Here is a 23,544-nt window from a genome sequence, read left to right as displayed (position 1 = left end):
TCACTCCTGCTGCAATGGAGCGAATCGGGCTTGGGTCAGGCGAGCCAGGTCATCGGCAGACAGTTCAATTTCCAGGCCCCGCTTGCCGGCACTCACGAAGATCGTGTTGTACTGCCTGGCGGACTGGTCAATGAAGGTTTTCAGCGGTTTTTTCTGGCCCAGTGGGCTTACGCCACCCAGCACGTAACCGGTGCTGCGCTGAACGTCCTGTTTATCGGCCATTACCGCTTTCTTGGCCTGCGCCGCTTTGGCGATCATCTTCAGGCTGAGCATGCTGGTTACCGGTACAACCCCAACCGCCAGTTCCTTGCCATCGACGTTGACCACCAGAGTTTTGAACACCCGGTTCGGCTCCACTCCCATCCTCTCGGCGGCTTCGTTACCGTAACTGTCGGTCGCCGGGTCATGTTCGTACTCATGCACGGTGTAGCTGACATTGGCTTTTTTGGCCGCAAGAATTCCCGGGGTCATGCAGATTGCCCTGTTGCTCCATGGTGGGAAGAATTAAAGCATGCGCCGCCGGTAACGTCATCCCTTGGAGGTCACCGGCCAATAGCCCGGCACAGTGGCAGTTGAATCATGGCACTTTCCTAAAGATACTGTGTGTCACGTTTCGTTTTTCGGAATCACCTGGAAAATGCAGCCATATCTCGACTCGGGGTGTGAAACTGTCTACTTTTCCTATAGGACAGCCTCTCAAGTCGAAAGGAAGGATATGCAACCTGAACAACCGGATCGAGGGAAAGAAACCAACTGGAGTGGCAGTCAAAGCCCTTTTCGTCGTGCACTGTCGGCCGCTATGGTGTATCTGGTGGCAGGCATCATCTGGATCACCTTTTCCGACCGGATAGTGGAGATCTGGTTTCCTGATCCCCGGTCCCTGTCCGCCATGCAGACCTGGAAAGGTTTTCTGTTTGTGGCTGTTACCGGGCTGGTGTTGTTTGTCGTTATCCTGCGCCTGCTCAGCAAGGATCGGTTGTTGCTGTCACTCCAGCGGGACCAGAGGCGGGCGTTGCGCCAGCGCGAACAGCAGCTACGGGTGTTGATGGATAACTTGCCGGGCATGGCTTACCGTTGCCGGAATGACGACAGCTGGACCATGCTGTTCGTCTCCGGCGGCTGTGAGCAGCTGACCGGCTACCTGCCGGACGAGCTGATCAACAACAAACTGGTCAGCTACGCTGCCCTGATGGACCCGGACGCAATCGAACAGGTGGCCGAAGAGGTCGCCATTGCATTGCGAAAAGGTAAGTCCTTTTCCCTGGAGTATGCCATTACCCGCAAAGACGGCCGCAAGGTGTGGGTCTGGGAGCGGGGCTGCGGTGTCGAGCACGAAGACGGCAGCGTCTACCTTGAAGGCATAGTGCTGGATATCTCTGACCGTAAAGAGCTGGAAACCGAACTGGAGCAGATGGCCACCCGGGATCCTCTAACCGGCCTGCTCAATCGGCGGGAATTCTCCAGGGTCTTGGAGGAAGAGCTTGAGCGGGCCAGCCGTTATGAGCGCCCGATGGCGCTGTTATGGATTGATTTTGACCACTTCAAGGACATCAATGACAGCTGGGGCCACGCAGCCGGTGATTCGGTGCTCTGCTCGGTCAGCCGAACCCTGGAAGACAGTGTTCGGAGTGTCGATGCCGTCGGCCGGTTCGGCGGTGAGGAGTTTGTTATTGTCATGCCGGAAATGGACATTGAGGGCGCGTGGGATACCGCTGAGCGGCTGCGCCAGCGGGTCAGTAACAAGCCGATCCCGTTGGCATCCGGCCACTCCATTCCGCTGACCATCAGTGTTGGTGTAGCGGTGTACCCGGTACATGGTCATAGCCTGGAGTCACTCTGTGGTGCTGCAGACAAGGCGATGTATCAGGCCAAAATGCAGGGTCGCAACTGTGTAGCGATGGCGAAGCCGATCGAGCCGGTTCATAATGAAACCTAATAAGGGCTGAAAGTTGCGCCCTCCGGCAAGTGCCCCCGAGGGGTCCGTCACCAATAACGATAAAAGGCGTCCGTTATGCATTCACTCGCCCGCCGCGCACTGCACACCTGCGATATTCCGGAAGACCTGACTTCTGTCACTTTCCGCAACCGTGACACCGAACACCCGGAACGGGCTGGTTTACCACAGGACGCAGTGGAATCGGTATGGCGCAGTGTGGAGGGCTTGTACCGGACCGGTGTGCACCCGGGAATCCAGCTGTCACTGCGCTACCGGGGTGAGCAGGTGCTGCATGGTGCCATAGGCCATACCCGAGGCAACGGGCCCCATGATCCCGCCGCTCTGCCAAGGCTGCCGATGACCACGGAAACCCCGATCTGCTACTTCTCCGCCTCCAAGGCGGTGACGGCGCTGTTGATGCATATGCTCGCAGAGCAGGGCCTGGTCAACCTGATGGACCCGGTTTCCTACTACTGCCCGGAGTTTGCCAAGAACGGCAAACGGACCATCACCGTGCACCAGATCCTCTCGCACCGGGGCGGTATTCCGGCGATTCCCCGTGAGACTCCCATAGACGTACTCTGGGAGCGTGACGAAATCTGGCGCCTGCTGTGCGCTGCCAAACCGGTCGAGGTGGACGGCGCGAAAGTGGCGTACCACGCCATTACCGGTGGCTTTGTGTTGCAGCGGGTGTTGGAGAAGGTCACTGGCGATACCATCGAAAATTATCTGGACCGGTACCTGCGCAAACCCATGGGTATGAAGTGGTTCACTTACGGAATCGCCCCGGAGAATCTGCACGAACTGGCTACCAATTACGCTACCGGCCCGACCCCGATGTTTCCGCTGTCGTGGATTGTCAGCCGGGCCCTGGGCGGCGACATTCGCACGGTGGAGAAAGTCACCAACGACCCGCGCTTCCAGGAGGCGGTCATACCCGCCGGTAATCTCTGTGGCACCGCGGAGGAAATGGGCCGGTTCTTCCAGATGATGCTCAATGGCGGGGTCTGGAACGGTCAGCGAATTTGCAGTGAATTAACCATCCGTCGTGCCATACAACAGTTCGGTTCGCTGCAGATAGACCGCACCATGATGATCCCCATGCGCTTCAGTGCTGGCATGATGCTGGGCGGCAACCCGGTAGGACTCTGGGGGCAGCAGAGCCGTTATGCCTTTGGCCATGTAGGTCTGATCAACAAGTTGTGTTGGGCGGACCCGGCCCGGGATATTTCCGTGAGCCTGCTCAACACCGGGTTTCCGATAGTGGGTCATCACTTACCGGCCCTGGCCAGATTTGTTTATACTGTGTGCAGGCAGTTTCCGGTGTTGCCGGAGAACAAACGGAGATTGGTGGCTGCCTGAGTCAGTAAAAGTGAAACCTTGTTCATTCTAATTGCACTTTGTCTGACAGTTCTGCACAATCTGCGGAGTGAAATGGACGATTCAATAGACTCAAAGGATGAGGCACCATGGATAAACCGGAACTTCCCCCGCCTGAACTTCAGCGCGTCAAGCTGGACCAGCACGACAGCGTACGCAGCCATGTACAACAGCAGGTATGCGACGAGGTCCAACGCCTGGAACGCCGTATCGAAACCCTGCGCCTGACCAAAGCCCCCCATGCGGCCATCATGATTTCCACCTACGAGCGGATGATCAGCCGGAAGAAAGGCTTCCTGCAGAACTGGGATCTGTGAGCCTATTTGCGGGTTGAGGCAGACGCCGCGCTCCAGAAGGTGATGGCCTGGTCTTCGGACTGATTGACGCAGTTATCGGGATTCTGTTCCGTTCTATCCTCGTCTTCCGAACCGTCGACAGGCCTTCTGGCTGGCACGCCATCCGAGGTGTAGATATGCACGGTATCCATGGCGTAGTTGATCTCCACCCGCAGGCAGTCAGGGGTGGTGTTGTTTTCTTCATATCGGTCCAGGTTAAGAACCGTCTGCTCGGTATTCTTGATAAACAGCGTGTCGAGCTGAGCGTCGGTTACAAACGTTTGCCGTAGCTCGATGCCCCCGTGATTCCGGCTGACGTAATCGGCGGTGGCATACTCCGGCTGGTTGTAGCCACTGGCAACAAACTGCAAGGCGTCAAAGCGGGAACCGGCCAGCACGCTCAGCAGCTCCGGCTGCTCTTCCCTGACATCATCGTTGACGCTCCGGGCCACATACTGAATGGTCCGATAGACCTTTTCGGTAAGTTCGCTGCCTTCGGGACCCTCGGGCAGATATCGCCAATCGAGGGTCTGGTAATTCCATTCGTAGTCGTTCAGGGGCTGTAGACTGAAGGACGCTGCCTGGTCGGTAAAGCGGATACGGGCACCGGCACTTCGGGTGTTGTAGTTGCCGGCCTGGGACAGCGCGATACGATCCCGGATATAGCGCCGGCCTTCATCAAAGTTGGTAATACCGCCCACGCTGATTACCTGGTTCATCAGGTCCAGCGGGTTACGCACCCGGGTATAGTCCTGGCCGGTGTCGCTTGGCTGTGCTCCGATGAAAATATCGATATGCCGCCGGATTTCTTCCACCGTAGCCAGATGGTCCTCGTTGTCTGCGTCATCGCCAGTGGGTTGTATGCCCTGGTAGAAATCGCTGAACCGGGTGAAGCTGAGGGTATCCGGTGCCTGCTCGGTGTTGGTCAGATCAAAGGTTGAGAACACCAGGTCAACATTGGTTGCCGGGTTGAACGCGGAGGAACCGGTGCTTTCCATCCGGCACCCCGACAGGGTAAGGACGGACAGGGAAACGGCAACAAAAAGGCAGGAATGTCTCATTTCAGGTGGCCCCGGGGTGCGAAAAAACGGGTGAAAGGCTAAAGTGACTTGTGCTGACAATAAACGATAAAGCACGCAGCTACCCGCGCGGAGATCACATTTTGCAGCAACGGTTTTCCGAAACGCTCAACCGGGTGCTCGTCGCCCTGTTGATGCTGGTTGTTGTTTGCCTGCCATCTCTGGTGCAGGCGAAAAGCGCCTGTCCTGCCGGGTCGGTGGTGCTGGACAGTACGACCAGCAGTGTGCGTAATCTCGATGGCTGTATCTGGTATCTGGAAGATGCCGGCCATGAGCTGGTCATTGACGACATCCTGGCCATGCCGGAGGAGCAGTTCAGCCTGCACCGGGGGGGCGTGCTTAATTTCGGTTATACCGACTCTGCCTACTGGACCCGTTTTGACCTGACCACCCGGGGCAGCCAGGTTGCAAACAACTGGATACTGGAACTGGCGCTGCCACTGGTGGATGAAGTCTGGCTGTATGTGGTGCGTGACGGTCGGGTGGTTGAACAGCGCCGGGCCGGCTACCTGGACAACTGGGATGACCGGGATCTGGCCGTGCCCAACCCGACCTTTCGCCTGCAGTTGCTGCCCGACGCCACCACCACCGTGTATCTGCGAACCACCACCTCCAATACCTTCCGGCTGCCGGTAACGCTCTGGCACCCGGATAGCTATATTGAAAAGGTCTCTATTGATGAAGCGGTCAGGGGGGTGCTGTTGGGGGCCATCCTGGCCATCCTCGCCTACAACCTGTTTGTTGCCGTGTCGGTGCGGGAACGCAGCAACATCTATTACGTGCTGTACCTGGTGTGCGCGGCCGTGTTTATTGCCACAGAACAGGTTCACGGGGTGCAGTTACTGGATAACCGGCCACCGATTCTGGACAAGGCCTACCTGCATTTTCAGATCATCCTGACCTGGTTTTTCGGGTTGCTGATGGCTCGCTCGCTGCTCGAGACCCAACAGCGTTCCCCGGACCTGGACCAGATCATCCGCCTGTGCCTGTATTCGGTGACGGCCACCTTTGTATTGTCTTTCTTTATGCCCTACTCCGTGGCGATGGAATGGATTGTGGTGGGGTCCATTCTGTTAAGCTTGATCCTGATCGTGGTCAGTTACCTGTCGTGGCGTTATTACAACCCCGCGGCACGGTCCTATTTCTTTGCCTGGACCATGGCGCTGATTGGCTTCGGGATCTATGCCCTGACGGTCATGGGTTACCTGCCGCTGAACACCTTCACCACCTATGCACCCCAGTTTGGGTTAGTGGCCCAGATCATTCTGTTTTCCTTTGCCCTTGCCGATCGCATCAAACAGGTGCAGGGCGAAGCGCTGGCCTGGAACCAAAGGGCACTGGCCAATCTCCAGCGCTACCAGTCGCTGTTTGATAACGCCATCGAAGGGGTCTTCCAGATGTCGCCCGACCGGCGCTTTGTCACCGCCAACCCGGCGATGGCCGAGTTGCTGGGCTACAGCAACAGCCGCGAATTACTGGAGGACAACCCGGATGTGCTGGAAACCTGCATTGCCGATGACCGGCTGCGGCGCCTGGTGGTAGAGCAACTGGAAGTCCGGGGCATGGTCAAGGGCATTGAAGCCCGCTATTTCACCCGCAGTGGTGTTGAGCGCTGGGCTACCATCTCGTTGCACACCGCCTATGATCTGGATGGTGAGCCGCTGCATCTTGAAGGTACCTGTGTTGACGCAACTGAGAGCCACCAGCGCCAGAGGATCGAGCGAGAGCGGGAGCAAGAGCGCCTGGAGAAAGAGTTGGCCCGAAATTCAGCCCAGGCCAAGAGCCAGTTCCTTGCCAACATGAGCCACGAAATCCGGACACCGCTGGCGGCCATTATCGGGTATGGCGAAACCCTGCTGGACCCGGATCTGGATGAACGTGAAAAACGCAGCAGTGCCGAGACGGTCGTGCGCAGTGGCCGGCATCTGTTGGAGCTGGTTAATGATATCCTCGACCATTCAAAGATCGATGCCAACAAGCTGGATGTCGATGTGGTACCGGTCATGCTGCCGGATTTGCTGGATGAGATTCGCGCCTTTTTCGAACCCCGGGCCCGGGAAAAGGGCCTGGAATTCACCATCATCTGCGACTTTCCCCTGCCCGAGCAGATTCTGACCGACCCAACCCGGTTTCGGCAGATCATCATTAACCTGTGTGGAAATGCGCTTAAATTCACCGAAAAAGGAACAATTTCTCTGATTTTGCGCTGTGACCGAGAAGCCGAAACCCTCTGCGCCCGGGTTGTGGATACCGGCATCGGCATGAAGCCGGAGCAACTGGAGCGTCTGTTTGATCCCTTTGCCCAGGGCAGCTCGGCCATCTCCCGGCAATACGGTGGCACCGGATTGGGTCTGAGTATTTCCCGCCGGTTGGCCGAGTTGCTTGGCGGCAGTATCCGGGTATCCAGTACCTACGGTGAGGGCAGTGAGTTTGACGTCTGCATTCGCACCGGCGACCTTGCCGACGTTCATTTTCTGCGTGACGCCTCGGAGTTGAACCAGCGCCGACGGGGTATTGCTACGGTGCTGGCGCCCAGGCTCGAGGGTCGCATTCTGTGTGCTGAAGATAACGATGTGAATCGCCGGCTGGTATCCATGCTGGTTGACAGGACCGGTGCCGAGCTGGTGCATGTCAGCAACGGAGCCGAGGCGTTGGAGTTGGCCAGCCGGGAACGTTTCGATCTGATTCTGATGGATATCCAGATGCCGGTCATGAACGGCCGGGACGCCACTCAGGCATTGAGAGAAGCCGGGGTGAACACCCCCATCATCGCACTGACGGCCAATGTAATGACCGAAGACATTGCTGAGTACCGGCTGGCGGGTTGTAATGAACACTTGGCCAAGCCCATCGACAAACAGCGTTTCTACGAGGTTCTTGCCCGGTATCTGAGGGTCTGCCCTGAGGGCTATCAGGGCGATACCCGTCAGTTCTCAGGTAAGGTTCTGGTTGCCGAAGACAACGATGACAATCGCCTGCTGGTTGAGCGAATGCTGCGGCGTTTTGGTGTCGAACCGGTTCCGGTTGCCAGCGGCGATCTGGCCGTTCGGCTGGCCCTGGCCGATACCGTGCATCTTGTCCTGATGGACCGTCACATGCCGGAAATGGACGGTGTCGCCGCCACCCGCCTACTGCGTCAGGCCGGTTTCCGCCGCCCGATCATCGCCTTCACAGCCGGGGATCAGGCTGAGAACGACGCACTGCTGGCGGCGGGTTGCGATGGGGTGCTGAACAAACCGATCGATCAGGCGCATTTGCAAACCATTCTGGAGCGGTATCTGGTGGCGTCGTCGGACTCAGTGGTCACCCCGGATGATATGGCGCACCTGGTGCCCCGGTTTCTCGCTGGGCTTGAGGATCGGCGGGAGCGCATGCGATTGGCTTTCCGGGCCATGGATGCGAGCGCGTTGCAGATGGAAAGCCATCAGATCAAAGGTACTGCCGGCGCCATGGGTTACCCTTTGATGACACGTCAGGCGAGCAGCCTGGAAAGCCGGCTGCGGGAAGATCCACCGGATTGGGCGCGAATCGGCAAAGAGCTGAGAACTCTGGATGAGATGATTGAACGTGCGTTGCAGGGAGCGCCGGATGAGCGGGAAACAACACAGGAACAGGCCAATGACTGAAAACCGACAGCAACAGGAACAGTATTCCCTCAGCATGATGTACGGTACCTACGCCGACGTACTGTTCGTGCTGTTTCCGTTTCTGGTGATTGCCATGCAACGGTTGTGGGATGGCAATCTGTACCAGACGCTGATGCGCCCGGACCTGAGCATCGCGGCGGCGATACTGGCGGGGCTGGCCATCGGAAAGTTTGTTCTTGGTCTGGTGACCAATCGAGAGCTTGGGCGTTACAAAGAGCGTATTGTGTTCTTTATTGCCTTGACGCTGTTTGTCGTTCTGGGCCCTGCGATCATTCTGATACTGAGTATCACAGCCAACGCACAGGTCCCGGGATTTGTGGCGTTTGTCCAGCCGGTGTTGCTGATTGTGGCTATTTCCCTGTACACCACGGCGGTGAGTATCGCGAACATTCTGGTGCGCACCAATCAGGGCCAATCTCGCGCGGGTGAATCTGAGGGCAATTCACCACCACAGGATGGCCGGCCGAGGCCGGCGCCGCTGGATTTACCCAGGCGAACAGGCAACGATGGTTACTGATGGGCTGGATAGCAGAGGAGACAACGGATGACGGACCTGAGAATACTGGTGGTGGAAGACGAACCCGTGATGCGGGAGCGATTGGCGCAGATGCTTTATAAGGCGGGAGCTACCCAGGTGGCTGAATGTGCGGATGCCGCTTCGGCCCGGGCGGCCTTTGATGCCAGTGAATACCATATTGTCCTGCTGGACCTGGGCCTGCCGGATGGCGACGGCCATGAGCTGATGACGCGGTTCAAACAGATTCGGGAAGATCAGCATATTGTGCTGGTCACCGCCGATGACTCCATTGAAAGCATTCAAAGGGCGATCAGTGCCGGTGCCAATGGCTATGTGGTCAAGCCCTACTCCCAGGAAAAAATTCACGATGTAGTGAATAACTACGCCATCGTGCATGGCGGTGATATGGCAATGATGCAGGGACTGAACCGGCGCCACTGACCGGTTCAGTCCAGCGTCATCGCAATCAGGCGACCTGGCGGGCAATCCAGGAGTTGTAGCGGGTGGCCAGGGCGCGCACATAACGTGCTTCAGAGCCATCCAGATTGCTCAGAACCCCTTTGAAAATCCAGCCTCGTTCATACAGACCCAGCACCCGCTGCTCGTCATCCAGATTGACGCGCTGATTCAGTTTCTTGCAAATCGCATCCAGTAGCGGCAGCTTTTCCGGGCGCTTGATCGGAGCCTGGCGATTGCTGATCGGCTGATTGGCTGCACGGGTTGTCGGATGTCTTCTCATGATGTTCTCCTTGTCGTTTTGCGGCTGCAAAAACAAAAACCCCGGGGCCTGAGGCAACCGGGGTTTGGCAGAGAAGCTGCCCCGGTCGCTGCAATGGCTCCCGGGACTGACCGAAAGCCGTTAGATGTCTTTCACCATAACGCGCACTGACTGCCCTTGACGGCAACCGGTGGCGGAGTAAGCGGTGGTCTTGGTAATCATCCGGGTCATATCAGCTCTTTGGATTCGGTTCAGCTACCAGTGTATAGGCAATTGGCCGGTTTGCAATAGCCCTGGCAATTCGGCAAACCCGTACAGACGTGGCGAAGGCCGATCAGGATAATTCCCACCGTCACGTGTTTTTACGTTGTGCAATCCGCGGTACCACCGTATCAGGTATCGAATGGATCTCTCCTTTCTACGCAGCCAGTTTGGCTGCGTTTTTTTTGCCCGTAGATTGGCAGTCCAGGGTGGTTTCGGTTAGTTCGTAGCCACTAGTTCGTACAGCCTCTTGAGGCCGTTTTTGTGATAATTCGTACACTAACTTACTGCCTTGAATTATCTGAAACCCAGAGGTTGAAACCGAAGAAAATGCCCGAAGAACCCGGATCTGCCCGGAACAAATTCCGTTCTGATTTCATGATTGAGCTTGCGTTGATTGTCGCTGTCGCCATTTATCTGATGATGGCCCAAAGGCAGGTGGTTGGAGAGAATCTGTCGTTTACCGTAGTGGGCGCGGCCCTCATGGCCCTGGCCACCTACTGGACGCTGCACACTGCCCGTGACGGCCTGGAAGTTATTGTACTGCGGCTTCGCCCTGGCAAATAACCCGCTCCCAGGTTTTATGCAGGATCAGCGCGTCGTTAGCGGCCCGGTGAACCGGTAGTCCCAGATCGGCGATGACCTGTTGGCGGGTGCCCGACCACTGCCGCACCTGGGCCGGGTTCAGCAGCATGGATACTGATTCAAGCTGAAAATCCGGGGTTTCGCCGGCAGCCCGGAACAGCCGGTGCAGCCAGAAGCTGTCAAAGGTCCAGGCGTCGCAGAAGATCTGGTCTGGCAACAGTCTGTTCAGCGCCCGGGCAACTTCCCCTACCGGCGTGCCTTCCTGCTCCAGCCTTGCACGGGAAATGCCGTGTATGGTTTCCGCACTCTCAGACCAGTCCTGCCAAAGCACGTGTGGCCGAATCAGCCAACTGTGCAGGCTGCCGTCGGGCATGCACACGCCCACCTCGATCGGATAACTTGCGATCAGATCAAGACTGGATGCTTCAAAGTCGATGAATGCCGGGCTGCTGTCTGAGTTCATTGAATCGTTGCTGGCTGTTTGTCGTTTTCCATCGAGTTTACCCCTGATCTTCCCATGACGCGAACCCAAGCGGCTCTGGCGCTGTTACAATATAGCCATGGTTCGTAAAAGCCCAATGACAAATCCCCTTCTATTCCTGGTGATAACCCCATGACTGACACCGTTGTCGTTATCTATTCCGGGGGCATGGACTCCTTTACCCTGCTCCACCTGGCCCGGGCCCGTGGTCACAAGGTCCATGCTCTGTCGTTCAACTATGGTCAGCGTCATGTGCGGGAGTTGGAGGCGGCGGCTGCCGTGTGTCAGGCGGAGGGTATTCCCCACAAGGTGATTGATATCCGTGCCATGAGTGAAGTCATGGCCGGTTCGTCACTGACCTCAGACATCGAGGTGCCGGAAGGGCATTATCAGGAAGCCAGCATGAAGTCGACGGTGGTGCCTAACCGAAACATGATCCTGCTATCACTGGCCACCGGCTACGCTGTCACGGCCGGTGCGCAGGCGGTCTGGTTTGGTGCCCATGGCGGCGATCACGCAATTTACCCGGACTGCCGGCCGGAATTTATCGAGAAAATGGATGCGGTGTGTCGGGTGGCCAATTATGAGCCGGTGGCGGTTGAGGCGCCCTTTATGGCGCTCGACAAGGGCGACATACTGGCCGAAGGCTTGAAGCTGGGCCTCGATTACAGTCAGACCTGGACCTGCTACAACGGCCGGGCGCTGGCCTGCGGCCGCTGCGGCTCGTGCGTTGAACGGCTGGAGGCGTTTGCCGCCCATGGCCTGAAAGACCCCCTGGCCTACGAGAGTGACGCCTGATGTATCGGGTAAAGGAAGCGTTCTACACTTTGCAGGGAGAAGGTGCCCAGGCGGGCCGGGCAGCGGTGTTCTGCCGGTTCAGTAAATGCAATCTGTGGACCGGCCGGGAGAAGGATCGGGCGACGGCTGTCTGCAACTTTTGCGATACCGACTTTGTCGGTACCGACGGCCAGAATGGCGGGCGTTTTGAGACTGCCGCGGAGCTGGCCGAGCATATCCGGAAACTTTGGCCCGAGGCTCCGGGCCGGCCCTACGTGGTCTGTACCGGGGGGGAGCCTTTACTGCAACTCGACAAGCCGTTGATTGACGCCTTTCATGCTGCCGGCTTCGAGGTGGGGGTCGAAACCAACGGCACGCTGCCGGCGCCGGAAGGCATTGACTGGTTGTGTGTCAGCCCGAAAGCCGATGCCGAAGTGGTGATTACCGAGTGCGACGAACTCAAACTGGTCTATCCCCAGCCACTGGCCCAGCCTGAACAGTTCCTGGGTATCCTGGCAAGGCACTATTTTCTGTCACCAATGGCATCGCCGTCTGTGCCGGATCAGGGGGATGACCCGGTCAAGCGCAGCAACACCCGCAAAGCGACTGATTACTGCCTGGCGCATCCGCAATGGCGCCTGACCCTCCAAATGCACAAGATTCTGGGCATTGATTAAGGCAGTGCCCGGATGACATCCCAGGCGAACTTCAGGCACTCCGGCGCAGGGCTATTTCGCGAGTTCGGAAATGACTGGGGCTCAACCCGGTCCATCGCTTGAAGGCTCGGGTGAAGTTGGCGGCGTCGGCATAGCCCAGGGCGTCGGCAATCTGGCTCAGGTTCATGCCGGTGTTCTCCAGCAGTTCCTTGGCCCTCTCAAGGCGAACCTGGTCCACCAGTTGCTGGAAGCTGGCCTCTTCTTCCTGAAGGCGACGTTTCAATGTGCGCTCAGACACAAACAAAGTTGCTGCTACCCGCGCCAGTTTCGGCGGGAACGGATGGCTGGTCTCGATGACCCGACGAACCCGGCAGGCAAAGCCAGCATCTTCCTTCAGCTGTTTGAGGGCTTCTTCACACTGAGCCCGGGAGCTCGCGGCCAGCTGGTCGTCGCTGAATTGCACCGGCATGGAAAGCTGGCTGACGGGCACGATCAGCGCGTTCTCGGTAGCGCCATACTCCACCGGCACCCCGATGCGGTTACGGAAACGGTGGAAATGGTTGGGCTCTGGTCCGCGCCGGAGCACCCGAGTGCCCGGCACCAGGGTGCCGGTCAACTGGGCACCCATGGTCACGCATCCGAAAAGAACCGCATCCAGTACAAAGCCCTGGAGTGGCCCAAGTTCGATGTCGCAGGTCACGTTGTACCAGGCGTTCTGACCGGATACCCGCTTCTGCACCTTCAGGTGAGGCGCTCGCAGTGTCAGGTAGCGGGTCATCAGTTCCAGTGCTTCTTCCAGGGTTCGGCTGCTCATGACCGCGGTTCCCAAGGCCCCATGCAGGGGTAGCTTGAGTTCCCGGGCAAGCATGATGCCGAGGCCCGGCTCGCCACTCTCGATGATGGCGCGGGTGACGAACTCGCTGGCCTGGGCCTGGCTGACCCTTACTTCGGTCGAATTCAGGCGGGTGGGGTCAAGACCGACCCGAAGAATGAGATCCCTTTCGTCCACTCCAATGGTGTGCAGCAATTCGGCCAGGGTATGCAGGTAGATGGCCGGCATGCCCAGATCCTGTGCAGTAGAAACTGAGGCGCGCATGGGTTTCCTCGTCAGCGACTGTTCTTGTTATGTAAGGGTGTTCAGTATTGCTGATTATGACCGTTTGCCGGGGCCAGCCCCATGACTTGATTGACGGGTCAATGGGCCAGAGAGGCCAATTAAGCAGCTCTCTGGCCGGTCATATCAATGGCTGTAGCGGCGGATGAACGTCTCCAGAACCTTGGCGGAGCGGGCAGGGTTTTCAAGCATGGGCAGGTGGCCAACGCCCCGGAACACATGCACATCGGCATCGGGGGTGGCGGTCTTGAACCAGTTAACACAACGGGTGGGGGTGATGACGTCTTTCTCTCCCCACTGTACCTGCAGCGGCGGTGTGCCCGGGCCGAGGTATCTGGCCGGCGCCAGGGCGTCGGCGAGCATGTCATTGAAGATGTGCCGCAGCGACTGCCTGCGGTTGAGCAGGTCCGGGCCCAGTAGCCCGGCCATGGCCAGGCCGGGTAACGTCGGTTTGCCGGTGCCAACGCTGTTGAACATGCGGTAGACCCCGGCCCAGTCCTGCGGGATCAGAAGGGCATCGCGATCAGACTCGAAGGGCGCATCAATATCCACGTCTGCGTGTTCCGGGATGCCGGCACTGTTGAGCAGCGTCAGTGACCGTGGAGGCCGTTCCAGCTTGTGGGCCAGAACCGAGGCGATGGCACCCCCCATGGAACTGCCGGCAATGTGCAGGTTGTCTGTGACATAGCCGGATAGCCATTCACTCAGCCGTCGTGCCTGGCTTTCATAACGATAGCAGGCGTCAGCGTGGTACTGGCTTTCCCCCAGGCCGGGTACATCAGGAACCAGCAGGTGCCAATCGGAAGGGAGTTTCTGCATCCAGAAAGCCCAGTTTTCTTTCATGGCAGCAAAGCCGTGAATCAGCACCAGGGTTGGCCGCCCGGGGGCCGGCTTGCCACGTTCCAGAAAAACCATGCGGTGGCCGTCGACAATGGCTTCCTGTCGTTTGGCGCGCAGCAACCAGCGTTGTCCGGTGCGAGCAGCCGGCCATAGGTTTGGGGTCGGGACTTTCATGGATACGACAACCTCTTGATGGTAAATCCGGAATCCAGTTTACCGCCCCTGTGGTTGGGTGCTATTGCCTGACCGCCCTGATCCAGCGTCTGCGCGGCAACCGGCCTCAAGGCGACGGCAGCCGGATATCCGTGATCACCGGGTTGTGATCCGACGAGCGCCAGGGGCCGCTGACGGATAGCCGGGGTTGCTGGTTATAGCCCAGGGCTCGGGGTTCATCGGCGTTGATGTTCCATGTCTGGGCGTGGGTGACATGGGGCAGCAGGCTGGCGGAGGCCAGGGCATAGTCGAGGGTGCCTTTTTCTCCCCGGTACCGGTAACTGTGGTGTGGACACTGGTCTTGCCGGCAGGGATGGAAGTGGTGCACCAGACTGGTAAAGCCTCGGCGATAAAGCACCTGCACCGGGTCTTCCTGGGCGTAGCTGTTGAGGTCGCCGGTGATCAAAGTACCGGCGAGTGTGGCCGGTGCCGGAAGTGAGCCAAGCCAGTCGAGCATGGTTTCGGTAGCCTGGCTACGCCGATGATTGAAACAGCCCTGGCCGTCTTTCTGATCGGAATCTTTGCCGCTGGCATTGCGGCAGGATTTCGATTTCAGGTGCGTCACTACGATGCGAACGGCCTGGTCGCCGTGCCGGGCCTGGAACATCTGGGCCAGGGGCGGCCTGCCCATAGGCTCTGATGGCTGCCGGCGGGCTTCGCCAACAGGGGTTACCCGGTCTGACCGGTATAACAGGGCGCTGCGAATGGCGTCGGAGCCGTCATCGCCGGGCGTCGATACATACTGCCAGTCTGCCCCGAGTTGCCGGACCAACTCGGCAAGGGCGCTGTTCGGGCCGTAGCCGTCGTTTTCAAGTTCGGTGACCGCCAGTATGTCCGGGTCTGGCAGGGTGAGGGCCGCCAGCAGCCGCTGGCTCTGTTCCTGGAAGGCGGCCAGGCTCTCGGCACCGCGGGCAGTGGGAAAGCCCGCACCCTGGCCGTTGCCGTTGAAGTAGTTCTCCAGGTTCAGCGTGATTATCCGCAGGTGGGCGTCATCCGGCTTTCCGGGTGGTTGCGGGCGCTTGTTGCTGGCGTTGAAAACCGGCTGCCTGTCTGGCTGGACGCGCCACTGGCCGAAGCGGAAATCGAGGATGCCCTGCAGTTGAGAGACGGTATCGCCGGCGCGCACCGTGTTCTTTCCATCAAGTCCGCCAGGTGGCCAGGGCACGGGATCGGGATTGCGCATGGCCATGCCGTCGTCCAGAAGCACTCGGTGTTGATGGTTATATCTGGCCTGCCTGACGGCCGTCGGCCCAGGTGCCAGGTATTCCGTCGGAATGACTTGATCCTGAGCGGCCAGGGTAAGCTCGCCATAAAGGGCAAGGTTGTAGTGATCAATGATGGTCAGCGGGGTGGTAAAGCGAACCCGCATGTTCTCCAGACTTTCCGGTGGTTGTGACCATGGCAGTGACACCTCGATGGGCTGCGGCAGCTTGCCGTCGCCGCAGACTGTCAGCTTGCCGACATCCACCAGCTCCGTCAGACCATGATATTCCTTGACGGTCCCGGTCAGTCGCAGGCGCTGGCCGGGCTTGCCTGCTGCCTGGCGTGTGTAGATGAACAGGGCTTCGGAGGTGGCCGGGTTCTGGTCCGTTTCAGTGTCAGCCTGTTGCAGGTAGAAACCACCAAAACCACCTTTATGGCGACTGTCCTGGGTGAGGATGCCTTCGACGGTGACCGTTTGCCCGACCACGGGCGAAGCAGAGCCGCTACCCTGAATGGCGTGGATGGCAGTGGCTGGCGCGCCACACCCCTCGGCCACTGCCTGCGTCGGGGCGCAGAGCGTGGTAGCCAGGCCGAGGGTGGCGTTGAGCAGAAGTCTGGAAAGTATCGTCACCGGGCCAGTCTAGCAGAGACCGGCCACCGCTTTGAGTGCCCGTTCGCGCTTGCTGCCAAAGCCAAGCTGGTCCGGGTTGGCCAGTTCCAGCTGCTGCACCAGTGGGTCCGGGTGGCTATTGTCAAAGGTGATGCCGAGACGGGACAGGACATAGGGCGCCAACGCTGCGCGGGTTTCGATGCTGAGGTAGCCCTGTTCCATACCGTAGTCGTTGGCAATGATCTGTTGTTGCGCCTCGGTCAGGCGCTGATCAGGTGCGATCTCCAGGGTAACCAGGCGTTGCCAGTCTTCATCCTGCTGCGCGGCGTGCCTGGATTTCTGCCGGAGTGCCTCCGGCTGGCCCTGAAAACGGCTCAGGGCGAAATCCCGGAATTCACGGTTGGCATTGCACCAGGCCCGCACATGCCAGCTGTTACCAGTGCATACCAGTGAATGCGGCTCCAGCAGGCTGTCGGCGGCTTCCGGTCGGCTCAGGGACACGTAACTGGCCTTGAGCTGGCGGTGATAACGGGTAGCGTTAACCACCGCCCGCATGGTTTCCGGGGCGATGCGCCGGGAGGGTTCCGGGATGACGGCGTTGCCCGGCAGCCCAAGCTCCAGGTCAGAAAACGTGTCGCTCAGGCTCTGTTGCCGCGCAAGCAGGTCTTGATACTCGCTAACCTGGCCCCGGGTAACCACCGGTTTGAAACCGGCTGCCGGTACATAGCCTTTCAGGTGCCGGTCGTAAATCAGATTGCCGGGAGCCAGTTCCCGCAGGTAGGTGTTGATATCCTTTGATGCCTGCTGACGACCGATGCCAAAGCTGTGGCAGATATGATTGGTGGTCAGGCGTCCTTCCCACAAGGCGATGATTTCAATCAGTCGATAGCGAAGCAGTAAATCCCAGCGAATGGGCCAGTCCGTTTTCTTCATAACCAGGCGCTCATGGTCCGATAAGTAGCTTGCCGTTTATGTTACCCGCTACGGCTATCAGGTTCTGTTACGGCCCATTAATGTAAAACATTGTCAAATGCCGCGCCACTGTTGGGTTCAGGGTCTCGGCAACTGCTTAGTGGAGTCGTTTGGCGATGGCTGTTTAAATACCCGCCAGCAGGCGACCGATAACGTTGCTATCTTTTCTATACTGTCACCCTGATGTAACCCAATACCCGGAGCCACTCATGACCCGAATGGTCACCTCCCTTTCGGCGCTGATCCTCAGCATTGTGTTGCTGGTCAGTGGCAATGCGTTTCTGATGACGCTGCTGGGTATTCGCCTGAGCATTGAGGAGGTCTCTCCCGATGTCATTGGCTGGGTACTGGTTTGCTATTCCATCGGTTTTGTCCTTGGCACCCTGTACGTCCACAAGATCATTGGGCGGGTTGGCCATATTCGTGCCTTTGCGGTGTTTGCGGCGATGGCGGCGGTGGTCTCGCTGATGTATCCGATGGCGGTGTCGATGATTTTCTGGGCGGTGTTGCGCGTGCTGTCGGGCTTTAGTATTGCCGGTGTTCTGGTGGTGATCGAAAGCTGGTTCTCCAGTCGGGCCACCAACGCTAACCGGGGTGCCTTGTTTGCCGTTTACCAGATTGTTTTCTATCTGTCTGCCGCTGGCGGGCAGTTGATCGTCAACGTCGGCGACCCGGCCAGCTTCCTGCCGTTCTCGCTCGCGGCAATTCTTCTGACCGTTGCCCTGATCCCGTTGTCTCTGACCCGGATGGAAGCGCCAGTGATTGAGCAGGTGCATCGGATGTCAGTGTTCAAGCTGGCCCGGGAGTCTTTTTCCGGTGTTGCCGGCGCCCTGATCTGTGGCGTTCTGATTGGCGGCTTCTATGCCCTGGGGCCGGTGTACGCAACCCTGGTGGGCCTGGACGTAGCTCGCACCTCAACCTTCATGGCCAGTGCCATTGTAGCGGCCATGCTGCTGGCTTGGCCGCTTGGGCGCTTGTGTGATCGCTTCGATCGGCGCCGGGTAATGTTCTGGATTGCGCTGTTTGCGGCTGCTTCAGCGGTGGGTGTTGCGGTGTTTGGCGCCGCCAGTCTTCCGTTATTGACGTTGTTGGTTGGGCTGTTTACCGGGTTATCCGCAACGATCTACCCGGTTGCGGTGGCAATCACCAATGATCGAATGGAAAGCAATAAAATCGTCGCCGCCAGTTCTACCCTGCTGCTGAGTTATGGCATTGGCAGTGTCATTGGGCCAATCACGATGGCCGAGCTGATCAACCTGCTGGGGCCGGCCGGTCTGTTCTATGGCAATGCCGGCTTCCTGTTACTGCTGGCGGTCATCACCAGTTACCGGATCAGCCACACCGACGATGTGCCTGTTGAGGAGCAGGAGCACTTTGTGCCCACTATGCCGGAGGCCTCTCCGGTATTGGCCGAAATGGATCCCCGGAATACCGAATTCCATGAATCTGTGGAGGTGGAAGAAATGCAGGAGGAGTTGCGCCAGGCCGGCTGACGCGACTTTCGGTTTTCCCCAATTATATTTTCATCCTCATATCTGTTTTTATTCCAATGGTTAGCTTACTATTGGTGAATTTCCAATAAGGTAAGTGTTTTCTCGGTTTTCGGGGTGGCGTTTGCTTGTCCCATGCCGGATCACCATCAGGAGTGTTTAACCATGAGAGATCAATTCCCATTTGCCGTTGCCCGGGTTACCCGCCGCTGGCGCAAGATGCTCGACGAGCGGCTGAAAGACTTGGGGGTCACACAGGCTCGCTGGAGCACCATGGTGTACCTGCAGCAGGGTGGCGAGGGCCTTACCCAGCGCGAGCTGGCCAGTCTGATGGCCATTGAGAACCCTACCCTGGTGAGGTTGCTCGACAGCCTGGAGCAGCAGGAACTGATTGAGCGGCGCCCCTGCCCAAATGATCGGCGGGCCCGCCGCTTGCACCTGACCAAGGCCGGCGCTGAATTTATGGAAGAGTTGTCTGAGCGGGCTGCGTTGCTGCGCGAAGAGATGCTGGAAGGTGTTACAGACAAGGAAATTGAGTGCGCCCTGAAAGTGTTCCACAAGATCATGGATAATGCTGAAAAGCAGAAGTAACGCTTGAGCGATAATTCTGTTGAGGGGCTGACGGCCCGTTATGGCGAGCGCTGGCGCTGGCTGGCGGTTGTGACTGTTGTGCTGGGTACCATGGCTACGGTGCTCAGCGCCACAGTGGTGAATGTCGCACTCCATGACATCATGATGGAGTTTGGCATTCGCCAGGGGCAGGTGCACTGGCTGGCCACCGGCTTCATCGCCGCCATGACCACGACCATGCTGGCATCAGCGTGGTTGCTGGACCGTTTTGGCGTTCGCCTGACCCTGGGCGTAGCCATGGCGGTGTTCACTGTTATCTCTCTCGTCGGCGGTTTTGCCGAATCTCCCGAACAGTTGGTTGCCGCCCGAATAGGCCAAGGCGCGATGGCGGGGCTGATGCAACCCATGGGCATGTACCTGGTGTTCCGGATCTTTCCGGCGGACCGGCGTGGCCAGGTCATGGGTATTTATGGCATGGGGGTGATTCTGGCGCCCGCGCTGGGGCCGGTGCTCGGTGGCTTCTTGGTGGACCAGTTCAACTGGCGTTACGTGATGTTTGCGCCAGCACCGGTCACACTCCTTGGGGTATGGATGGCCTGGCGGTTTCTGCCGCTGCCCCGCTCCCGGCCGGCACACTATCCCTTTGACCTGACCGGTTTGTTGCTGCTTGGGGCAACCATTGCCCTGACCCTGGATACCCTGACCCGCATGCAGGCCTGGCCAGGCCAGGAACAGCGAATTCTGATGCAGTGGGTGTTATCTCTGGGTCTGCTGATCGCCTTTGTGTTCCGGGAGCGCACGGCGAAGCATCCCCTGGTCAACCTTGTGCTGTTACGCCAGCCGGTGTTTCTGTTCGCGACGCTGGGCGCCATGGCATTGGGGCTGGCACTCTTCGGATCAACTTACCTGATTCCTCTGTTCGTTCAGACCACACAGGGCTTTTCGGCCACGGAGGCCGGCTTGCTGATGCTGCCCGCCGGGGTAGTGTTAGGCATGGTTTTTCCCCTGTCGGGCCGGCTGGCAGACAAACGCAGCGCTCGCAGCCTGGTGTTGTTCGGGATCGGGGTTTTTGCCCTGTCTGCGGTGCTGTTTGCCCTGACTGGTCAACATTCTGGATTTGGCTGGTTGGCGTTCTGGGCGGTGCTGGGCCGGGTGGGCATCGGCTTCATGTTGCCGGCCCTGTCCACCGGTGCGCTTAATCCGCTGCCGAAGGAACAGCTGGGGGCCGGTTCCAGCACCATCAATTTCGCCCGTCAGCTGGGCGGTGCCCTGGGGGTGAACGTGGTGGCGTTGACCATCGAGTTCGGTGAACACCAGGGCAGCGTGCCTACGGCTGCTGCCTTCGAGGCGGCCTGGTGGCTGGTTGCGGTGTTTGTGGCGCTGGCGGCGGTGCCGGTCTGGAAAATGAGGGTATAAGGGGGCTGGTTGCCATTTATGGCGGGATACATTAGTATGCCGCCAACTTCGGGGGAGTAGCCTCTGCTTCTGGGTGACAGAAGTGGACGGTAGTCAACATACTTGGGGCTCAATCTCCATGGCTACCGTGTTCCGTGATTGATCATGGAATTGGCAAGACCTGAGGCAGATCACCTCCAATGGGCGGAAGGTGGGCTGTCTCATGTCTGACGATTTCCGCCCTGAGGTCTCTTCGAATGGACGCGTTTCTCGCTTCAACCCTTGCCGTAGCCATTGCCGAAATTGGCGATAAGACTCAGCTCCTGTCTCTTTTCCTGGTTGCCAGATACGCAAAGCGTACCCCGATCATCCTTGGTATTCTGGTGGCGACTGTCCTTAATCATGCGCTGTCTGCCTGGCTGGGTGCCTGGGTGGCTAGCTGGATTCCGTCCCATTGGTTGCCCTGGATTCTGGCGGTCAGTTTTGTGGCCATTGCCCTGTGGTTGTTGATACCCGACAAAGACGACAGTGCGGAGTCCCGGTTTCTGGGCATGGGCGCATTCTGGGCCACCACAGTCATGTTCTTTCTGGCGGAAATTGGCGATAAAACCCAGGTGGCCACTGTGGTTCTCGCAGCAAGGTATACGGAAACGTTATGGGTTATCATCGGTACTACGGTGGGTATGCTGCTGGCTAATATTCCGGTGATTCTGGCCGGGCGCTGGCTGATGGAGCGCATGCCGCTGGCAACGGCCAGGGTCAGCGCCAGTGTCTTGTTTGTGGCACTGGCCGTGGTGACAGTCTGGACAACCCTGGTGAACTCCTGACTCTGAACCGTGTCTTTCAGAGCAGAGGCCGGAATGAATGGTTATGGGAACTGATTACTATGTGGTTGAAAAAATTTGCCGCCGTTCTGGTGTGCCTGATGTCCCTGGCGCCGGGCGTCCATGCTGCCCAGACCCAAACGCAGTCAGGGGCTGCGCAGGCGGAAAACGATCGCTCGCCGAGGGTGCCGACATTTGCGCTCAATGGGGATCTGGCGGGAGAGTTGCAGGTTTTTACCACCCGTTATGAAGATACCTTCGCAGCCATTGGTCACGACGAAGCGCTGGGATATCTGGAGCTGGTCAAGGCCAATCCAGGTGTTGATCCCTGGTTACCCGGTGACGGCACGACCATTACCTTGCCGCGTATGTACGTGCTGCCGGATGCCCGCCGGGAAGGCATCGTGATAAATCTGGCCGAGTATCGGCTCTATTACTTCACTGGCGATGGCGTTCAGGTGTATCCGGTGGGCATTGGGCGTGAAGAGAATCCGTCACCGCTGACCGATGCTGAGGTAACCATGCCTCTGGAGTCGCCCGCCTGGTATCCACCGGCCAGTATCCGGGCGTCCTATGAGGCCCGCGGTGAGTACCTGCCGCGTATGATTCCGCCCGGCCCGGACAACCCGCTTGGCACTCATGCCCTGATGCTGAGCGAGAAAGGCTATCTAATCCATGGGACCAACAAGCGCTTCGGTATTGGCCTGCCGGTCAGTGCCGGTTGTTTCCGTATGTACAACGAAGACATCTCCCGGTTTGTCTATCAGGTTCAGAAAGGCACGTCGGTGCAGATCATCCGCGAGCCTGTCAAACTGGGCTTGTCGGGCGGTGAAGTGTGGCTCGAAGTACACCGGCCCCATGAAGATTACTCGCCTGAAGACCGGGAACAGTTGTGGCGCAAGACTCTGGACAAACTGGAAGCGTTCCGCCAGCAACACCCGGATGTAGAAGTGCAGCGCCGGTCCATCGAGCTGGTGGTGGATCAGGCTGACGGCATTCCCACCATGGTCGGTGAGCGACTGACCCGGATGGCTGCTGATAAGGGACAGGAGAGAAGTAATCCGGACGAGCCGGCAGAGCCGGAGCAAAAGCTGTATTTTTGACCCTGCGCCCGGCACTGCTGAAATACCCGAACCGCGACAACCAATAATAACCAAACGGCAGGAGTATTCATGAGTCGTACTATACTGATTACCGGAGCCAGTTCCGGACTGGGTGAAGGCATGGCCCGGGAGTTTGCTGCCCGGGGTGATCACCTTGCCCTGTGTGCCCGTCGTACCGAGCGGCTGGACCAGCTCCGGGCCGAGCTGGAGGGCGCCTATCCGGGTGTGAAGATCAGTATTCGAGCCCTGGATGTGAATGACCACGCGCAAGTGGCCGAGGTTTTTCAGGCTTTCCGTGAGGAGTTCGGTCAGCTCGACAGGATCATCGTCAATGCCGGCATTGGCAAAGGGCAGCCGCTGGGAACCGGGCGCTTTGATGCCAACCGGCAGACCGCAGAAACCAATTTTGTGGCCGCACTGGCCCAGATTGAAGCCGCGATGGAGATTTTCCGGGCACAGAACCATGGTCACCTGGTTGCCGTATCTTCGGTAACGGCTGTGCGGGGAATGCCCGGCAACGTCACCACCTACGCGGCAACCAAGGCCGGGTTGGCGGCACTTTGCGAGGGTTTGCGTGTCGAACTGAAAAAGCGCCGTTCTCCCATTCGCGTGACCACACTGTACCCCGGGTATATCCGGACCGAAATCAACGAGAAGGTCAAGAATACGCCTTTCATTGTGGATGCGAAGACCGGTTGTCGGGCCATGGTTCGTGCCATTGAGTCCGGCAAGGCCGAACGTTTTGTGCCAGGTTGGCCCTGGACGCCCATTGGTTTCATACTGAGGCGACTGCCGGAGTCTTTACTGGCCCGAATTTTCTGATCACCCTGCCTGGGAG

23 protein-coding genes are annotated in these 23,544 nt (G+C 58.6%); 15 read left to right on the top strand and 8 right to left on the bottom strand.

Annotated features, from left to right (window positions below; translation table 11 throughout):
• Nucleotides 1-471: a Cys-tRNA(Pro) deacylase gene (gene ybaK, locus ABIE59_RS09805; protein ID WP_354446450.1), complete on the bottom strand. Its 471-nt coding sequence runs from the start codon at nucleotides 469-471 to the stop codon at nucleotides 1-3.
• A gap of 244 nt (nucleotides 472-715) precedes the next feature.
• Between ybaK and ABIE59_RS09800 the strand changes: the two genes are divergently transcribed.
• From ABIE59_RS09800 to ABIE59_RS09790, 3 genes are all read left to right on the top strand, one after another.
• Complete coding sequence (locus ABIE59_RS09800) at nucleotides 716-1,936, top strand: sensor domain-containing diguanylate cyclase (protein ID WP_354446448.1); 1,221 nt, start codon at nucleotides 716-718, stop codon at nucleotides 1,934-1,936.
• 75 nt (nucleotides 1,937-2,011) lie between these two features.
• Nucleotides 2,012-3,298 (top strand): serine hydrolase domain-containing protein, encoded by a 1,287-nt coding sequence (locus ABIE59_RS09795; RefSeq protein WP_354446446.1) that lies wholly within the window; start codon nucleotides 2,012-2,014, stop codon nucleotides 3,296-3,298.
• A 107-nt stretch (nucleotides 3,299-3,405) separates the two neighbouring features.
• Nucleotides 3,406-3,633 (top strand): hypothetical protein, encoded by a 228-nt coding sequence (locus ABIE59_RS09790; protein ID WP_058092899.1) that lies wholly within the window; start codon nucleotides 3,406-3,408, stop codon nucleotides 3,631-3,633.
• Nucleotides 3,634-3,635: 2 nt separating this feature from the next.
• Here the strand turns inward: ABIE59_RS09790 and ABIE59_RS09785 are convergent, their stop codons facing one another.
• A complete protein-coding gene (locus ABIE59_RS09785; RefSeq protein ID WP_354446445.1) occupies nucleotides 3,636-4,649 on the bottom strand; it encodes a hypothetical protein in 1,014 nt (337 codons plus the stop codon).
• A gap of 164 nt (nucleotides 4,650-4,813) precedes the next feature.
• Between ABIE59_RS09785 and ABIE59_RS09780 the strand changes: the two genes are divergently transcribed.
• From ABIE59_RS09780 to ABIE59_RS09770, 3 genes are read left to right on the top strand one after another with little or no spacing between them, the layout of a single operon-like run.
• Nucleotides 4,814-8,356, top strand: a complete 3,543-nt coding sequence (locus ABIE59_RS09780; protein WP_502915342.1) for a 7TM diverse intracellular signaling domain-containing protein — start codon at nucleotides 4,814-4,816, stop codon at nucleotides 8,354-8,356.
• On the top strand, nucleotides 8,349-8,894 hold the full coding sequence (locus ABIE59_RS09775) for a hypothetical protein (RefSeq protein WP_354446444.1): 546 nt from the start codon (nucleotides 8,349-8,351) through the stop codon (nucleotides 8,892-8,894). The genes ABIE59_RS09780 and ABIE59_RS09775 overlap by 8 nt, the downstream gene beginning before the upstream one ends.
• A 27-nt stretch (nucleotides 8,895-8,921) precedes the next feature.
• On the top strand, nucleotides 8,922-9,335 hold the full coding sequence (locus tag ABIE59_RS09770; protein WP_354446442.1) for a response regulator: 414 nt from the start codon (nucleotides 8,922-8,924) through the stop codon (nucleotides 9,333-9,335).
• Nucleotides 9,336-9,360: 25 nt separating this feature from the next.
• Here ABIE59_RS09770 and ABIE59_RS09765 read toward each other — a convergent pair whose 3' ends face one another.
• Nucleotides 9,361-9,633 carry a hypothetical protein gene (locus tag ABIE59_RS09765; RefSeq protein ID WP_058092894.1) on the bottom strand — a complete coding sequence of 91 codons (273 nt, stop codon included), beginning with the start codon at nucleotides 9,631-9,633 and terminating at the stop codon, nucleotides 9,361-9,363.
• Between the two features lie 570 nt (nucleotides 9,634-10,203).
• Here ABIE59_RS09765 and ABIE59_RS09760 point away from each other — a divergent pair.
• A complete protein-coding gene (locus ABIE59_RS09760) occupies nucleotides 10,204-10,440 on the top strand; it encodes a hypothetical protein (protein ID WP_354446440.1) in 237 nt (78 codons plus the stop codon).
• Here the strand turns inward: ABIE59_RS09760 and ABIE59_RS09755 are convergent.
• Nucleotides 10,409-10,921 carry a 3'-5' exonuclease gene (locus ABIE59_RS09755; protein WP_354446438.1) on the bottom strand — a complete coding sequence of 171 codons (513 nt, stop codon included), beginning with the start codon at nucleotides 10,919-10,921 and terminating at the stop codon, nucleotides 10,409-10,411. The two genes, ABIE59_RS09760 and ABIE59_RS09755, sit on opposite strands and share 32 nt — an antisense overlap.
• 150 nt (nucleotides 10,922-11,071) lie before the next feature.
• Here ABIE59_RS09755 and queC point away from each other — a divergent pair, with 150 nt between their 5' ends.
• Complete coding sequence (queC, locus tag ABIE59_RS09750; RefSeq protein WP_354446436.1) at nucleotides 11,072-11,737, top strand: 7-cyano-7-deazaguanine synthase QueC; 666 nt, start codon at nucleotides 11,072-11,074, stop codon at nucleotides 11,735-11,737.
• On the top strand, nucleotides 11,737-12,393 hold the full coding sequence (gene queE / locus ABIE59_RS09745; protein WP_354446434.1) for a 7-carboxy-7-deazaguanine synthase: 657 nt from the start codon (nucleotides 11,737-11,739) through the stop codon (nucleotides 12,391-12,393). The genes queC and queE overlap by 1 nt, the downstream gene beginning before the upstream one ends.
• Before the next feature lie 31 nt (nucleotides 12,394-12,424).
• On the opposite strand, the gene ABIE59_RS09740 is transcribed toward queE, so the two are convergent.
• The 4 genes from ABIE59_RS09740 to ABIE59_RS09725 all read right to left on the bottom strand — a co-directional run bounded on the left by ABIE59_RS09740 (nucleotide 12,425) and on the right by ABIE59_RS09725 (nucleotide 17,285).
• Nucleotides 12,425-13,468 (bottom strand): AraC family transcriptional regulator, encoded by a 1,044-nt coding sequence (locus tag ABIE59_RS09740; protein WP_354446432.1) that lies wholly within the window; start codon nucleotides 13,466-13,468, stop codon nucleotides 12,425-12,427.
• 144 nt (nucleotides 13,469-13,612) lie between these two features.
• Entirely contained in the window at nucleotides 13,613-14,500 is an 888-nt protein-coding gene (locus tag ABIE59_RS09735; protein ID WP_354446430.1) for an alpha/beta fold hydrolase, read from the bottom strand.
• A gap of 106 nt (nucleotides 14,501-14,606) precedes the next feature.
• Complete coding sequence (locus tag ABIE59_RS09730; RefSeq protein ID WP_354446428.1) at nucleotides 14,607-16,373, bottom strand: ExeM/NucH family extracellular endonuclease; 1,767 nt, start codon at nucleotides 16,371-16,373, stop codon at nucleotides 14,607-14,609.
• Nucleotides 16,374-16,382: 9 nt separating this feature from the next.
• Nucleotides 16,383-17,285 carry a BrxR family helix-turn-helix transcriptional regulator gene (locus tag ABIE59_RS09725; protein ID WP_354446426.1) on the bottom strand — a complete coding sequence of 301 codons (903 nt, stop codon included), beginning with the start codon at nucleotides 17,283-17,285 and terminating at the stop codon, nucleotides 16,383-16,385.
• 248 nt (nucleotides 17,286-17,533) lie between these two features.
• On the opposite strand from ABIE59_RS09725, the gene ABIE59_RS09720 reads away from it, so the two are divergent.
• The 6 genes from ABIE59_RS09720 (at nucleotide 17,534) to ABIE59_RS09695 (ending at nucleotide 23,528) form a co-directional block, all read left to right on the top strand.
• The gene (locus ABIE59_RS09720) at nucleotides 17,534-18,817 is read left to right on the top strand and encodes an MFS transporter (protein WP_354446424.1); all 1,284 of its coding nucleotides are present in this window, start codon (nucleotides 17,534-17,536) and stop codon (nucleotides 18,815-18,817) included.
• Nucleotides 18,818-18,979: 162 nt separating this feature from the next.
• Entirely contained in the window at nucleotides 18,980-19,405 is a 426-nt protein-coding gene (locus ABIE59_RS09715; RefSeq protein WP_354446422.1) for a MarR family transcriptional regulator, read from the top strand.
• Nucleotides 19,406-19,408: 3 nt separating this feature from the next.
• The gene (locus ABIE59_RS09710; RefSeq protein WP_354446420.1) at nucleotides 19,409-20,800 is read left to right on the top strand and encodes an MDR family MFS transporter; all 1,392 of its coding nucleotides are present in this window, start codon (nucleotides 19,409-19,411) and stop codon (nucleotides 20,798-20,800) included.
• Between the two features lie 236 nt (nucleotides 20,801-21,036).
• Complete coding sequence (locus ABIE59_RS09705) at nucleotides 21,037-21,606, top strand: TMEM165/GDT1 family protein (RefSeq protein ID WP_354446418.1); 570 nt, start codon at nucleotides 21,037-21,039, stop codon at nucleotides 21,604-21,606.
• Between the two features lie 98 nt (nucleotides 21,607-21,704).
• Complete coding sequence (locus tag ABIE59_RS09700) at nucleotides 21,705-22,706, top strand: L,D-transpeptidase family protein (protein ID WP_502915346.1); 1,002 nt, start codon at nucleotides 21,705-21,707, stop codon at nucleotides 22,704-22,706.
• Nucleotides 22,707-22,775: 69 nt separating this feature from the next.
• Nucleotides 22,776-23,528 carry an SDR family oxidoreductase gene (locus tag ABIE59_RS09695; RefSeq protein ID WP_354446414.1) on the top strand — a complete coding sequence of 251 codons (753 nt, stop codon included), beginning with the start codon at nucleotides 22,776-22,778 and terminating at the stop codon, nucleotides 23,526-23,528.
• Nucleotides 23,529-23,544: the final 16 nt, after the last annotated feature.

The organism is Marinobacter sp. MBR-99, from assembly GCF_040547575.1.
GTDB lineage: Bacteria > Pseudomonadota > Gammaproteobacteria > Pseudomonadales > Oleiphilaceae > Marinobacter.
Note: the sequence above shows the minus strand (reverse complement) of the source record. Positions and strands in the feature narration are given on the sequence as shown.

Bases quoted from the DNA above. Each gene is read 5' to 3' on its own strand.
- ABIE59_RS09700 (WP_502915346.1), top strand. From the start codon at position 21,705: ATGTCCCTGGCGCCGGGCGTCCATGCTGCCCAGACCCAAACGCAGTCA.
- ABIE59_RS09715 (WP_354446422.1), top strand. From the start codon at position 18,980: ATGAGAGATCAATTCCCATTTGCCGTTGCCCGGGTTACCCGCCGCTGG.
- ABIE59_RS09770 (WP_354446442.1), top strand. From the start codon at position 8,922: ATGACGGACCTGAGAATACTGGTGGTGGAAGACGAACCCGTGATGCGG.
- queC (WP_354446436.1), top strand. From the start codon at position 11,072: ATGACTGACACCGTTGTCGTTATCTATTCCGGGGGCATGGACTCCTTT.
- ABIE59_RS09760 (WP_354446440.1), top strand. From the start codon at position 10,204: ATGCCCGAAGAACCCGGATCTGCCCGGAACAAATTCCGTTCTGATTTC.
- ybaK (WP_354446450.1), bottom strand. From the start codon at position 471: ATGACCCCGGGAATTCTTGCGGCCAAAAAAGCCAATGTCAGCTACACC.
- ABIE59_RS09785 (WP_354446445.1), bottom strand. From the start codon at position 4,649: ATGGAAAGCACCGGTTCCTCCGCGTTCAACCCGGCAACCAATGTTGAC.
- ABIE59_RS09725 (WP_354446426.1), bottom strand. From the start codon at position 17,285: ATGAAGAAAACGGACTGGCCCATTCGCTGGGATTTACTGCTTCGCTAT.
- ABIE59_RS09705 (WP_354446418.1), top strand. From the start codon at position 21,037: ATGGACGCGTTTCTCGCTTCAACCCTTGCCGTAGCCATTGCCGAAATT.
- ABIE59_RS09795 (WP_354446446.1), top strand. From the start codon at position 2,012: ATGCATTCACTCGCCCGCCGCGCACTGCACACCTGCGATATTCCGGAA.
- ABIE59_RS09720 (WP_354446424.1), top strand. From the start codon at position 17,534: ATGACCCGAATGGTCACCTCCCTTTCGGCGCTGATCCTCAGCATTGTG.
- ABIE59_RS09790 (WP_058092899.1), top strand. From the start codon at position 3,406: ATGGATAAACCGGAACTTCCCCCGCCTGAACTTCAGCGCGTCAAGCTG.
- ABIE59_RS09775 (WP_354446444.1), top strand. From the start codon at position 8,349: ATGACTGAAAACCGACAGCAACAGGAACAGTATTCCCTCAGCATGATG.
- ABIE59_RS09800 (WP_354446448.1), top strand. From the start codon at position 716: ATGCAACCTGAACAACCGGATCGAGGGAAAGAAACCAACTGGAGTGGC.
- ABIE59_RS09755 (WP_354446438.1), bottom strand. From the start codon at position 10,921: ATGAACTCAGACAGCAGCCCGGCATTCATCGACTTTGAAGCATCCAGT.
- ABIE59_RS09765 (WP_058092894.1), bottom strand. From the start codon at position 9,633: ATGAGAAGACATCCGACAACCCGTGCAGCCAATCAGCCGATCAGCAAT.
- queE (WP_354446434.1), top strand. From the start codon at position 11,737: ATGTATCGGGTAAAGGAAGCGTTCTACACTTTGCAGGGAGAAGGTGCC.
- ABIE59_RS09695 (WP_354446414.1), top strand. From the start codon at position 22,776: ATGAGTCGTACTATACTGATTACCGGAGCCAGTTCCGGACTGGGTGAA.
- ABIE59_RS09740 (WP_354446432.1), bottom strand. From the start codon at position 13,468: ATGCGCGCCTCAGTTTCTACTGCACAGGATCTGGGCATGCCGGCCATC.
- ABIE59_RS09735 (WP_354446430.1), bottom strand. From the start codon at position 14,500: ATGAAAGTCCCGACCCCAAACCTATGGCCGGCTGCTCGCACCGGACAA.